The sequence below is a fragment of the Nonomuraea glycinis genome (assembly GCF_014646515.1).
Taxonomy (GTDB): Bacteria; Actinomycetota; Actinomycetes; order Streptosporangiales; family Streptosporangiaceae; genus Nonomuraea; species Nonomuraea glycinis.
In genome coordinates, this window is sequence record NZ_BMNK01000006.1 from 128,655 (window position 1) to 140,776 (window position 12,122).

Below are 12,122 nucleotides of genomic sequence, written 5' to 3' on the forward strand. Positions count from 1 at the left end.
GTCCGGGCACCGCGCGCGCTCGACCGGCCTGTGCGCGTTCACTTGGCCGCCGCGAAGGTCACCCTCGTGCCGCCGGGGCCCGACACGATCGTGACCTGGTCGCACAGCAGGCGGGTCAGCCACAGCCCCCTGCCGCCGCCCTCGAACCCGGACGGCGGCGGGGCGGTGCTGCTCCAGCCGAGCGGCAGGCCGGGGCCCTCGTCGGTGACCTCGCACCACAGCCGGTCGTGCTGCCACCACAGCCGCAGCCGTCCGCCGCCTCCGCCGTGCAGCACGGCGTTGGTGGTGATCTCATTGACCGCCACCACGAAGTCCTCCAGGCTCCTGCCGGTCAGCCCCTCACCGGCGGCCCGCTCGCTGACGGTCCGGCGGAGCACGGTGATGTGCCCTCGGGAGAAGCTCGCGCAGAGCACCTGCCTACGCATCGCCCACCGGGCGGATGTCGATGACGTCGTCCGCTCTGATCCGGTGCAGCAGCCTGGCCATCGGCTCGCCGCACACCAGCACCGTGCGCCCGTGCGGCCTGGCCGTGGCCGTGGCGACCAGGAGCTGGGCCGAGCCCGCGTCGATGAAGTGGAGCCCGCTCGCGTCGATCACCACCTCGCCCGCCTCCTGGCGCAGCGGCATCAGGACCGTGGAGAACGCGTGCCGGTTCGTCAGGTCGACCTCGCCCCACAGGCGAAGGGCCGCGGGGTGGTGGGCACGGGCGTAACGGAGTGCCGCCTGGTCGGGCGAGATGGGATGGACGCAGCCGACCCTGTCGATGGCTTCGCGCGCGAACAGCGTCCGGTCGTACTGGCAGACCGCGGCCAGCCATCGCTGGCCGAACAGTTCGTTGGTGGCGGCCTCGAAGGCGATCTGCCCCGGCGGGTCGTGCGCCCCCCATGAGGCGTCGATCATCGCGTAGACCCCGTGGCGGCCCTGCCGGCGCGCCCGCTCGCCGGCCTCGGTCAGACTGGACAGCGCCTGGGCCGAATCCAGGCGGCCGTCGGTGTAGTGCGTCCCCGCGCTGGCGCGAATCTCGATCTGGCCCGCGGACTCGGCGGCGGCGAACCCCGGCACCAGCGGCGCCAGCCACGCGCGGGTCCGCTCGGGGGAGTCGGTGTGCGTGATGATCAGAACCTGGGCCCGCCTGCGCAGGCCGTTGCGGGTGAACGCCCCGGTCGCCGCCCGTCGCTCCGGCTCGCCGCGCACCGGCAGGCAGACGTGGTCCCCGAACTCCGGATCGAGGACGGCGTCGGCGGCGGGTAGCACGATGGCGTCCTCCTTACCATACGTTTCCGGGGAGTTACCCTCCGGAGGACTATCACGTTCCGCGTTCGCTGTAAAACGCAGCGTGACGGACCCGCGCCGGTGTAGCTTCATCTGGAACCGTCTTGGGGTAGGCGCGTGAGGAGCATCGTGTGGATGAGCTGCAGATGACGCGTCGGCACTACGGGGAGCTGGTGGTGGTCAGCCTCGCCGGTGAAGTCGATGCGGACAACGTGTCCAAGGTTCGCAAATGCCTCGAAGAGGCGGTGGAGACGCACGGACCGCGTCTCGTCGTCGATCTGAGCCGCCTCACCTTCATCGACACGACTGGGCTGGGCATGCTGGTGCGTCAGCTCGCCACGCTGCAGGACCGCGACGGCACCATGGCGCTCGTCGCTCCGGACGGCCAGGTGCTGCGGCGGCTGCGCAGGACCAACCTCGCGCCGCTGTTCCCCATCTACGACACGCTGTCCCAGGCGCTCGACTAGCGGCACCGCCGCTGCCGGACCGCTCGTGCGGCCTGGTTGAATGACGGCATGTCCCTTGACGCCAGGATCGCCGCGCGGCTCAAGCGCGACGGCAACGGGCTGGTGCCCGCGATCGTTCAGCAGCACGACACCGGCGAGGTGCTCATGCTCGCCTGGATGGACGACGAGGCGCTGCATCGCACCCTCACCACCGGCAGGGCGACCTACTGGTCGCGCAGCCGCGGCGAATACTGGGTGAAGGGCGCCACCTCGGGGCACGTGCAGCACGTCAAGGCCGTCTCGCTGGACTGCGACGGCGACACCGTGCTGCTCAAGGTGGACCAGGTGGGCGCCGCCTGCCACACGGGCGACCGCACCTGCTTCGACGCCGATCGGCTGACACCGGTCCAGGGCGGCGTCACGGCCGTGCGCTCGGAGAGTTAGATGACCCCGCGGGGCGAGACCGGGCGGCGGCGCGGGCGGTGGACCTGGCCGGCCGTCACCGTGGCCGGCTGCCTGCTCGTGCTGCTCGCCGCGGGCCGTGCCTGGGTGACGGACGCGCGCGACCCCGGCGGCCTGGCCGAGATGGTCTCCCCGACGGGCGGCGACCTCAGCCCCGTGCTGACGCCGCTCGCCCTGGCGGGCCTGGCGGGCGTGGTGGCCGTGCTCGCGGCCAAGGGCGCCGGCCGCCGCGTCATCGGCGCGCTGCTGGCCCTGTGCGGGCTGGGCGCCGCGCTCGGCGCCTGGGCGGCCACCGACGAGGCAGGCGTACGGACCTGGCTGCGCGAGCACAACGTGCTCGCCGGCACGGTGTCCCAGACGGCCTCGGCCACCTGGGACACCGTCGTGATCTGGCCGGTGCTGGCCGGCCTCGGGGGAGTGCTGATGCTCGCGGGCGGCATCGCCGCCGTCGTGCGCGGCGGCGGGTGGGCGGGCATGTCGGATCGGTACGAACGGACCCCCGCCCCGGCGGCGCCGCAGGCGTCCGACGACCGTGCGCTGTGGGACGCGCTCGACCGGGGGGACGACCCCACCGCCTCACGCTAGATCGGCGTCATCCGGCGATCCGCGCCGGTGTCGATTCGGCATCGAACCGGTTCGGCTGATCGGGCTTCACCTGCGGTAACGCGTCGTCACGCAGACGTGCAGGCAGATTACAAGTTGTTCGCAAGGCGAACGTTGTTGCATGTCGTCCAAGGTTTGTCGCTAGGCTGCCGCGCGCAAGTCAGCGCAAACATGACGACATAGGAGTCTTACGGATGAGTTACGGAAACCAGGGCGATGGCGGCTACGGGTCGCAGCCCCCCGGTGGCGGCTACGGTCAGCAGCCGCCGAGTGGCGGTGGCTACGGCCAGCAGCCCCCCAGCGGTGGCGGCTATGGTCAGCAGCCCCCGAGTGGCGGCGGTTACGGTCAGCAGCCGCCGAGTGGTGGCGGCTATGGTCAGCAGCCGCCGAGTGGCGGTGGCTACGGCCAGCAGCCCCCCAGCGGTGGCGGTTACGGCCAGCAGCCGCCGAGCGGTGGCGGCTACGGCCCGCCCCCCGGGTACGGAGCCCAGCCTCCCGGTGGCGCGCCCCCGGACAACCACCTGGTCGCGGCCATCCTCACGACCCTGTTCTGCTGCCTGCCGCTCGGTATCGTGTCCATTGTGAAGTCGTCGCAGGTCAACCAGAAGTGGCAGTCCGGCGACTACCAGGGCGCGATGGAAGCCTCCGAGGAGGCCAAGACCTGGTGGAAGCGGTCGCTGATCTTCGGCGCCATCGCCTGGGTGCTCATCGTCGTGGCCTACGTCCTGTTCTTCGTCATCATCGCGGCGAGCGTCTCGACCATCCCGACCACCACCTACTGACCACCATGACGAACGCGAACCTCGAACGGCGCGGCACCGACCGCCTCAGGTCGGTGCTCGCGCCGCTCGGTGTCGCCGCGGCGGCGGGAGCCGTCTTCGCGATCGTCGGCGTGGTCGACCCCAACGAGCCAGGCCACTACCCCACCTGCCCGTTCCTGATGCTGACCGGCCTCTACTGCCCGGGCTGCGGGACGATGCGCACCATCCACGCCCTCGCGCACCTGGACCCGGTGGCGGCGCTCGGCCTGAACCCGCTCGCCCTGGCCATGGTGCCCTTCCTGCTGTTCTGGTGGGGCCGCTGGATGATCAACGCCTGGCGGGGCAGACCCCGGCGCACGACACTGGCGCATCCCGCCTACTTGTGGGCCTTCCTCGCGCTGGTCCTGGTGTACTGGGTGGTGCGCAACCTTCCGTTCGGGGCGTTCCTGGCGCCATAGCCGCGCCCCTGTGACCAGAAGCCCTCCCCGGGCCGATACCATCGCAAGACAAGGCCAGGAGCGGACGCGACGCGAACTCCTGGTCTCCACCCCCACTGTCGACCGGAGGGATCCCAAGCGCGTGAGTGAGCGGACCGAAGGACCGAGTGTCCTCGACGACATCCTCGACGGGGTGCGCGCCGACCTCGCCACACGGCAGCGGACCGTGTCGCTTGACGACCTCAAGCAGCAGGCCGACCGGGCCCCCGCGCCCAGAGACGCCCTCGCGGCGGTCGGCGGTGACCGGGTCTCGGTGATCGCCGAGGTGAAGCGCTCCAGCCCGTCCAAGGGCGCGCTCGCCGCCATCGCCGACCCGGCGGCGCTCGCCGCCGACTACGAGGCGGGTGGCGCGCACGTCATCAGCGTGCTCACCGAGCGACGCAAGTTCGGCGGCAGCCTGGAAGACCTGGCCGCCGTCCGCGCCCGGGTGGACATCCCGATCCTGCGCAAGGATTTCATCCTCACCTCCTACCAGCTCTGGGAGGCCAGGGCCCACGGCGCCGACCTCGCGCTGCTGATGGTCGTCTGCCTGGAGCAGGAGGCGCTGGTGTCGCTGATCGAGCGGGCCGAGTCCATCGGGCTCACCCCGCTCGTCGAGGTGCACACCGAGGAGGAGCTCGACCGGGCGGTCGCCGCCGGCGCCCGCGTCGTCGGGATCAACGCCCGTAACTTGAAGACACTTCAGGTCGATCGGGATGTCTTCGCCAAGCTGGCGCCCAAGGTCCCGGATAATGTGATCAAGATCGCCGAATCAGGCGTGCGCGGGCCGCACGACCTGCTCGCCTACGCCAGGGCAGGCGCCGACGCCGTCCTGGTGGGGGAGAGCCTGGTCACCGGCAAGGACCCGCGTAAGGCCGTGGAGGCGCTGGTGACCGCCGGCGCCCACCCGGCGACCCGCCCCGACCACGGAGCAGAGGGATAGCAGTGGCACACGAAGGCTCCATCTTGACGGCCGCCGACCTGGCGGGCAACGGCGTTCACGGCGACGACCCCGATGTGCGCGGCAAGTTCGGCATCTTCGGAGGCCGTTACGTGCCCGAGGCGCTCATCCCGGCGCTCGACGAGGTCGCCTCGGTCTACGCCACGGCCAAGAACGACGTCGAGTTCCTGCGCGAGTTCGACCACCTGCTGCGTACGTACGCGGGCCGGCCGACCACGCTGACCGAGGTGCCGCGCTTCGCCGAGCAGGCGGGCGGCGCGCGGATCGTGCTCAAGCGCGAGGACCTCACGCACACCGGCGCGCACAAGATCAACAATGTGCTGGGCCAGGCGCTGCTGACCAAGCGGCTCGGCAAGAAGCGGGTGATCGCCGAGACCGGCGCGGGCCAGCACGGCGTGGCCACCGCCACCGCGGCGGCCCTGCTCGGCCTGGAGTGCGTCATCTACATGGGCGCCGTCGACTGCGAGCGCCAGGCGCTCAACGTCGCCAGGATGAAGCTGCTCGGCGCCAAGGTCGTGCCCGTGACCAACGGCTCGCAGACGCTGAAGGACGCCATCAACGAGGCGTTCCGCGACTGGGTGACCAACGTCGACTCCACGCACTACCTGTTCGGCACGGTCGCCGGGCCGCACCCGTTCCCGGAGATCGTCCGCGACTTCGCCCGCATCATCGGCGTCGAGGCTCGCCGCCAGATGCTGGAGCTGACCGGCGCCCTGCCCACCGCGGTCTGCGCGGCGGTCGGCGGCGGCAGCAACGCCATCGGCATCTTCCACGCCTTCATCGGCGACGAGGGCGTCCAGCTCCACGGCTACGAGGCGGCCGGCCGAGGGCTGGACAGCGGCGAGCACGCGCTGACGCTCACCGCGGGCTCGGTCGGCGTCCTGCACGGCTCGCGCACCTACGTGCTGCAGGACGACGAGGGCCAGACCATCGACTCGCACTCGATCTCGGCCGGCCTGGACTATCCCGGCGTCGGCCCCGAGCACGCCTGGCTCAAGGACAGCGGTCGCGCCACCTACCACGGCATCACCGACGACCAGGCCATGGCCGCCTTCTCGCTGCTGGCCAGGACCGAGGGCATCATCCCGGCCATCGAGTCCTCCCACGCCCTCGCGGGCGCGCTGGAGCTCGGCCGCGAGCTGGGCCCCGAGGCGACCATTCTGGTCAACCTCTCCGGGCGTGGCGACAAGGACATGGGCACGGCCATGAAGTACTTCAATCTCTGACGACCCTGACCGGGTCGGCCGCCCCGCGAGTACGCCGGTCGTCCCGCACCGCAACGGCGGTGCGGGACGCGGCGATCGGAGCCCGGGGAGGCGGGGCTCGACGATGTGAGAACGGACGACCAATGACGACTCTTCAGACGGTGTTCGCCAAGGCGAAGGCGGACAACCGGGCCGCGCTCGTGGGTTACCTCCCGGCGGGCTTCCCGTCCAAGGACGGCGCCATCGCCGCGGCGACCGCCCTGGTCGAGGCCGGGTGTGACGTCATCGAGATCGGCCTGCCCTACTCCGATCCGCTCATGGACGGGCCGACCATCCAGGACGCGGTGCACCGCTCGCTGCTCAACGGCACCCGCATCGCCGACGTCATGCGTACCGTCGAAGGGGTCGCCGCCACCGGCGCGGCCACGCTCGTCATGACCTACTGGAACCCGATCGACCGCTACGGCGCCGAGCGGTTCGCCCGCGAGCTGGCCGACGCGGGCGGCGCCGGCACCATCACGCCCGACCTCACGCCGGAGGAGTCCGAGCCGTGGCGCGCCGCGTCGGCGGCGGCGGGCATCGACACCGTCTTCCTGGTGGCGCCCAGCTCCACCGAGGCGCGCATCAAGGCCGTCGTCGACTGCTGCACCGGCTTCGTCTACGCGGCCTCGCTGATGGGCGTCACAGGCGCGCGCGAGACCGTCAACGTGGCGGCCGAGGACCTGGTCAAGCGCACCCGCGCGCACACCGACCTGCCGGTCTGCGTCGGGCTGGGCGTCGGCACGGGCGCGCAGGCGTCCCACGTCGCGGCCTACGCCGACGGCGTCATCGTGGGCTCGGCGTTCATCCGCCGCATCCTGGACGCCCCCGACGAGGCCGCCGGCTACGCCTCGATCGCCGAGCTGGCCCGCGAGATGGCCCAGGGCGTCCGCTCCCGCGCCTGACACCTTCCGCCTGACACCTTCCGCCTGACACCTTCCGCCTGACACCTTCCGCCTTCCGCCTTCTGGAGTTCCGTCACGCCTCCCGCGCCTGACGCCTTCCAGGGTTTCGTCACGCCTGACGCGCCTTCCAAGGTTCCGTCACGCCTTCGCCGGGCGGTCCGCAGGGCTGGGCACCGGGTTTCCGCGTCCAGCGGAATGCCGGCCTTCCCGCAGTTCGGCGTCATGCGCGGGCCAGAACCACTCCTTAGCCGACTCTTATCCCGAGCGTGATCGGATAGGACCCGGATACTGTGCGGCTACCGGCACAGAGGAAGAGGAGATGGCCCGTGAACGCGTCAGCGGCGTCACAGAGCGCGAGATCAGCGATACCCTGGGTCACGACCGTCGCCCGATTGGTTCTGGGCGGGGTGCTGATCGTGGCCGGAGGGCTCAAGATCGGCAACCCGGCCGACTCCGTGGTGGCGGTCCGAGCGTACGAACTGCTACCCGAGCAGGTGGCCACGGCCGCTGGTTACGGCCTGCCTATTGTGGAGGTAGTGGTCGGGGTGCTGCTGATCGTAGGCCTCATGACCAGAGTGGCTGCCGTCATCGCCGCGCTGCTCATGTTCGCCTTCGTGTTCGGCATCGCCTGGGCGTGGGCGCACGGGCTGCGCATCGACTGCGGCTGCTTCGGCGGCGGCGGTCAGCTCGGCGCCGGGCAGGAGCCGACCTACCTGGTCGACATCCTGCGCGACTTCGGCCTTGTGCTGCTGGGCGCCTGGATCGTGCGTTTCCCGCCGGGACGCTTCGCGTTGGACCGGCCACTGGGCTTGGCGGGTGCGGAGCACCTGCTCGACGAAGAGGAGAACGGTGATGAGCAAGGGCGGCCGGGCGAAGTCGGCGCGTGACAAGATCAGGGAGCAGCAGGCCGCCGACCGCGTGCGGGAGCAGCGTAAGCGCGTGGTCACCTACGTGGCGGCGGGCGCGGTCGCGCTGGCCGCCGTGGGAGCGGGCTGGTGGTACACCGCGAGCAGGTCACAGTCGGAGGTGGCGGGAGACTCACTGGCGCCCACCACGGTGCAGGCCGACGGGACCGTGGTGATGGCCAACGACGGCGTGAACGCGCCGGTGCTCGACATCTACGAGGACTTCCAGTGCCCCGCCTGCAAGGAGCTGGAGCGGGTCAGCGGCCCGACCTTCAAGAACCTCGCCGCCGAGGGCCTGGCCAAGGTGGTCTTCCACCCGCTCACGATCTTCTCCCAGGAGCCCACCAAGTCCAACTCGGTCCGGGCCGCGGCCGCCGCGCGCTGCGTGGCCGACGGCAAGCAGTGGGTGGCCTTCCACGACATCCTCTACCGCAACCAGCCCAGCGAGACCGCCGAGGGCTTCACCACCGACCAGCTCGTGGCCTGGGGCAAGGAGGCGGGCGTCACCACACCCGGCTTCGCGGCCTGCGTCACCTCGCAGAAGCACGCGCGGGCCCACCTCGACCAGAGCAAGCAGGTCATGGCCGACCAGCAGCTGCGGGGCACACCGACCATCAAGCTCAACGGTGAGGTCATCGACAACAGTGTCGCGGCCGCGCCTCGGGAGCTTCGCGATACGGTCACCGAGGCGGCCAAGTAGCTCAGCGTCCGCTACCCTCACCTGACATGCCCATAGCCTCGATTCCCAGCCCTTCCCAGGGGGTCTGGTATCTCGGATTCGTGCCGATCCGGGCTTACGCCCTGTGCATCGTGCTCGGTGTCGTCGTCGCCGTCTGGCTGAGCGAGCGCCGCTGGCGTGCCCGCGGCGGCCAGGCGGGCACGATGATCGACATCGCCGTGCCCGCTGTGATCTTCGGTCTGATCGGTGGCCGTCTCTATCACGTCATCACCGACTGGCAGACCTACTTCGGCGCTCGCGCGATCAAGGAGCCCTACCAGGCCCTGTTCATCTGGGAGGGTGGGCTCGGCATCTGGGGCGCGGTCGCGCTCGGCGGCGTCGGCGTCTGGCTGGCCTGCCGCAGGCGCGGCCTGTCGCTGAGCGCGGTCGCCGACACGGTCGCGCCGGGCATCGCCTTCGCGCAGGCCATCGGCCGCTGGGGCAACTGGTTCAACCAGGAGCTGTACGGCGCGCCCACCACGCTGCCCTGGGGCCTGGAGATCGACCAGCAGCACGGCGGCGAGCCCGGGGTGCTCTATCACCCGACCTTCCTGTACGAGTCGCTGTGGAACCTGGCCCTCGGCATCGCGCTGCTCGTCATCGGCAAGCGGCTCGGGCTGCGCTACGGCCGGTTGTTCGCCCTCTACGTCGCCGGCTACACCCTGGGCCGGTTCTGGATCGAGGGGCTGCGCATCGACCCCGTCGGCGGGGTGGACCACGCGGTCGAGTTCCTCGGGCTGCGGCTCAACCAGTACACCGCGATCGTGCTCTTCGTCGGTGCGCTGATCTACTTCTGGGCCACCAGGAACAAGACCGGCGAAGAGATCGTCGTCTCCCCGGAGGACGCCGACCCCGCCCACCCGTCGAGCCTGGCTGACCCGGAGCACGAGGTCGCGACCTCGACGACCTCCGCAGCGGACACCTCCGAGGATGAGGGGGCGAAACCTGCGAGCGAGCCCGAGGAGCCGGTGAAGTCTGTGGAATCTGCGGAGGCTGCGGAGGCTGAGTCCGAGGTCAAGGCTGAAGCCGTGCCGGAGGAGAAGAACTCGCGATGAACGGCCGCGCGGAGATTCACCACCAGCATCGCGACGTCACCGGCGGCTGGCTCAGGCCATCGGTGTTCGGCGCGATGGACGGCCTGGTCTCGAACTTCGCGCTCATCGCCGGTGTCGCCGGCGGCACCGCCAACACCAAGGTCATCTCGCTGGCCGGCGTCGCCGGGCTCGCGGCGGGCGCGTTCTCCATGGCCGGCGGCGAGTACGTCTCCGTGGCCAGCCAGCGCGAGCTCGCCCAGGCCGAGATCGCCGTCGAGGCCGACGAGCTCGACCGCAACCCCGAAGCCGAGCTGGAGGAGCTGGCCCAGGTCTTCATCGGCAGGGGCGTCGAGCCCGCGCTGGCGGCCGAGGTCGCCAGGCAGATCTCCCGCGACCCCGAGCAGGCCCTGGAGATCCACGCCCAGAACGAGCTCGGCGTCGAGCCCGGGGACCTGCCCTCGCCCAAGGTGGCGGCCGTGTCGTCCTTCCTGGCGTTCAGCGTGGGGGCGGCGCTGCCGCTGCTGCCGTACCTGTTCGGCGTCGTCAGCCTCTGGGTCTCCGCCGTGGTCTCCTGCGTGGCGCTGTTCACCGCCGGCGTCATCGTCTCCACGGTGACCGCGCGGAGCTGGTGGTATTCAGGGATCCGCCAGCTCGTGGTGGGCGCGGTGGCCGCCGCGCTCACGTTCGCGCTCGGCAACGCGATCGGGGCGTCCGGACTGTGAGTGGCACCAGACCTCGCAAGCGGCGCCGTACTCCCCCCTCCGACTGGGAGCTGCCGCTCCTGACGCACTGGGGGTTCCAGCCGAAGCAGCAGCGGCTCATCGTCATCATCGCCACGGCCGTCGGCGTCCTCGCGGGCGCCGTCGTGCTGGTCGCCGTCATCGGCTCGCTCGGCACGTACACCCCCGAGCGTAGGGCCAGCGCCGCCGCCGTCGTCCAGTCCGGTGCGGCGCTGCCGCGGGACTTCCAGGGGTGGGCCTCGCCCAAGCTGTTCGCGCCGATCGCGGACCGGGCCAAGGACACCCAGCCGCTCACCGCCAAGGAGGTCTTCGGCCAGAGGGCCCTCGCCGGCGAGAAGAAACTCTCCCTGCGGCTCGCCGGCAGAAAGCTCGACGCCGACTGCTCCGCCGCCCTGTGGGGCGAGGCGCTGATCGAGCAGGTGTCGGCCGCCGAGTGCACCCAGGCCGTCCGCGGCCTCTACCTCAGCTCCGACCGCCGCTACGTCGGCCAGTACACCCTGCTCAACCTCCGTGACGGCGAATCGGCCGCCGCGCTCGTCGAGTCGCTCGAAACCCTGCACCGGGGCGGCTGGACCCTGCCGCTGGCGAGCACCAAGGCCGCCTTCCCAGCGGGCGGCTACACCGAGGCGGGCGCCTACGCCCTCGGCCACTATGTCGGCCTCGTCTGGATCGGCAGGGCCGACGGCGCGGAGCCCACCGCCAGGGACGACTACGTGTCACTCGCTCTCACCCTCAGAGGCGCGGAGAAGGCCGTCTACCGCAGGGTCGTCGCGATCACCGGGCCGGCCTCCTGATGTCCCGGCGCCTCGTCGTCAGCCTGGTGGCGGCCGTGCTCGCGGTGCTGGCCGGCGGTGCCTGGCTGTGGTTCGGCCGCGATCTGCCCCGCCCCGCCGCTCTTCGCGCCGAGCCCACCTCCGCCCTGTACGCGCTGGTGGACTCCCGCCAGGCCGACGCCGCCCCCGTGACGGTGGCCGAGATCTTCACCCCCGGCACCCAGACCATCGGCGGGATGACCAGGACCGCCGTCGAAGAGCTCACCGACTGCGACGACGCCCTGTGGGGCACCTCCGCGCCCGGCTGCACCCAGGCCCTGCGCGCCACCTACCGGGGCCCGGCCGTCGCCGGCCAGTTCGTCATCTTCAACCTCCCGGACGGCCGCGCCGCCGACGCCCTGGTGGCCGCCCTGCGCGAGGACGGTTTCGTACGGCAGACGACACCGTTCGACGCCACCCGCAGCCGCGCCGAGGTCCGCGCCCTGGGCCACTACGTCACGGTGAGCTGGCTGGGCACCCTCACCGCCGAGCGAGGCACCGACCTGGTGCAGCCCCTCATCGCCCTCGACGCCCTCGGCAACGCGATCCAGACCCGAGTCCTGGCCGCGACCTGACCCGACTTCCGGCCGCGACCTGACCCGAGTCCTGGCCGCGACCTGACCCGACTTCCGGCCGCGACCTGACCCGGGTCCTGGCCGTGGCCTGACCCGACTCTGTGGGCCACCGGGGCTCGTGGGCTTCCCGGCCGGCGGGTCGCCCCTTGGACGGTAGAGCGAGCGCCGTTGCGGCGAGTGACCACCCCACCCTTGGGACACGCCGCCG

The 12,122-nt window shown here is 71.4% G+C and carries 16 protein-coding genes; 14 read left to right on the forward strand and 2 right to left on the reverse strand.

Annotated features, from left to right (window positions below; all coding sequences use genetic code 11):
* Positions 1–38 precede the first annotated feature (38 nt).
* The gene (locus IEY87_RS18870) at positions 39–425 is read right to left on the reverse strand and encodes an ATP-binding protein (protein ID WP_189140003.1); all 387 of its coding nucleotides are present in this window, start codon (positions 423–425) and stop codon (positions 39–41) included.
* Positions 418–1,254, reverse strand: a complete 837-nt coding sequence (locus tag IEY87_RS18875; RefSeq protein ID WP_189140004.1) for an MEDS and STAS domain-containing protein — start codon at positions 1,252–1,254, stop codon at positions 418–420. Before IEY87_RS18875 ends, IEY87_RS18870 begins: the two co-directional genes overlap by 8 nt.
* Before the next feature lie 149 nt (positions 1,255–1,403).
* Between IEY87_RS18875 and IEY87_RS18880 the strand changes: the two genes are divergently transcribed.
* The 14 genes from IEY87_RS18880 to IEY87_RS18945 all read left to right on the forward strand — a co-directional run bounded on the left by IEY87_RS18880 (position 1,404) and on the right by IEY87_RS18945 (position 11,914).
* Positions 1,404–1,739, forward strand: a complete 336-nt coding sequence (locus IEY87_RS18880) for an STAS domain-containing protein (protein WP_189140005.1) — start codon at positions 1,404–1,406, stop codon at positions 1,737–1,739.
* 48 nt (positions 1,740–1,787) lie between these two features.
* Complete coding sequence (gene hisI / locus IEY87_RS18885; protein WP_189140006.1) at positions 1,788–2,162, forward strand: phosphoribosyl-AMP cyclohydrolase; 375 nt, start codon at positions 1,788–1,790, stop codon at positions 2,160–2,162.
* On the forward strand, positions 2,163–2,765 hold the full coding sequence (locus IEY87_RS18890) for a Trp biosynthesis-associated membrane protein (RefSeq protein ID WP_189140007.1): 603 nt from the start codon (positions 2,163–2,165) through the stop codon (positions 2,763–2,765).
* A 212-nt stretch (positions 2,766–2,977) separates the two neighbouring features.
* On the forward strand, positions 2,978–3,565 hold the full coding sequence (locus IEY87_RS18895; RefSeq protein WP_189140008.1) for a CD225/dispanin family protein: 588 nt from the start codon (positions 2,978–2,980) through the stop codon (positions 3,563–3,565).
* A gap of 5 nt (positions 3,566–3,570) precedes the next feature.
* Positions 3,571–4,002, forward strand: coding sequence for a DUF2752 domain-containing protein (locus IEY87_RS18900; protein ID WP_189140009.1), 432 nt, complete (start codon positions 3,571–3,573; stop codon positions 4,000–4,002).
* Between the two features lie 121 nt (positions 4,003–4,123).
* A complete protein-coding gene (gene trpC / locus IEY87_RS18905) occupies positions 4,124–4,963 on the forward strand; it encodes an indole-3-glycerol phosphate synthase TrpC (protein ID WP_189140010.1) in 840 nt (279 codons plus the stop codon).
* A 23-nt stretch (positions 4,964–4,986) separates the two neighbouring features.
* Positions 4,987–6,207 carry a tryptophan synthase subunit beta gene (gene trpB / locus IEY87_RS18910; protein ID WP_225277472.1) on the forward strand — a complete coding sequence of 407 codons (1,221 nt, stop codon included), beginning with the start codon at positions 4,987–4,989 and terminating at the stop codon, positions 6,205–6,207.
* Positions 6,208–6,329: 122 nt separating this feature from the next.
* Positions 6,330–7,130: a tryptophan synthase subunit alpha gene (trpA, locus tag IEY87_RS18915; RefSeq protein WP_189140011.1), complete on the forward strand. Its 801-nt coding sequence runs from the start codon at positions 6,330–6,332 to the stop codon at positions 7,128–7,130.
* Between the two features lie 326 nt (positions 7,131–7,456).
* Entirely contained in the window at positions 7,457–8,017 is a 561-nt protein-coding gene (locus IEY87_RS18920; RefSeq protein ID WP_189140012.1) for a MauE/DoxX family redox-associated membrane protein, read from the forward strand.
* On the forward strand, positions 7,983–8,735 hold the full coding sequence (locus tag IEY87_RS18925) for a DsbA family protein (RefSeq protein ID WP_189140013.1): 753 nt from the start codon (positions 7,983–7,985) through the stop codon (positions 8,733–8,735). The genes IEY87_RS18920 and IEY87_RS18925 overlap by 35 nt, the downstream gene beginning before the upstream one ends.
* A 26-nt stretch (positions 8,736–8,761) precedes the next feature.
* The gene (gene lgt / locus IEY87_RS18930; RefSeq protein ID WP_189140014.1) at positions 8,762–9,808 is read left to right on the forward strand and encodes a prolipoprotein diacylglyceryl transferase; all 1,047 of its coding nucleotides are present in this window, start codon (positions 8,762–8,764) and stop codon (positions 9,806–9,808) included.
* Positions 9,805–10,509 (forward strand): VIT1/CCC1 transporter family protein, encoded by a 705-nt coding sequence (locus tag IEY87_RS18935; protein ID WP_189140015.1) that lies wholly within the window; start codon positions 9,805–9,807, stop codon positions 10,507–10,509. Before lgt ends, IEY87_RS18935 begins: the two co-directional genes overlap by 4 nt.
* Complete coding sequence (locus tag IEY87_RS18940; RefSeq protein WP_189140016.1) at positions 10,506–11,321, forward strand: hypothetical protein; 816 nt, start codon at positions 10,506–10,508, stop codon at positions 11,319–11,321. The genes IEY87_RS18935 and IEY87_RS18940 overlap by 4 nt, the downstream gene beginning before the upstream one ends.
* Complete coding sequence (locus tag IEY87_RS18945) at positions 11,321–11,914, forward strand: hypothetical protein (protein WP_189140017.1); 594 nt, start codon at positions 11,321–11,323, stop codon at positions 11,912–11,914. Before IEY87_RS18940 ends, IEY87_RS18945 begins: the two co-directional genes overlap by 1 nt.
* Positions 11,915–12,122: the final 208 nt, after the last annotated feature.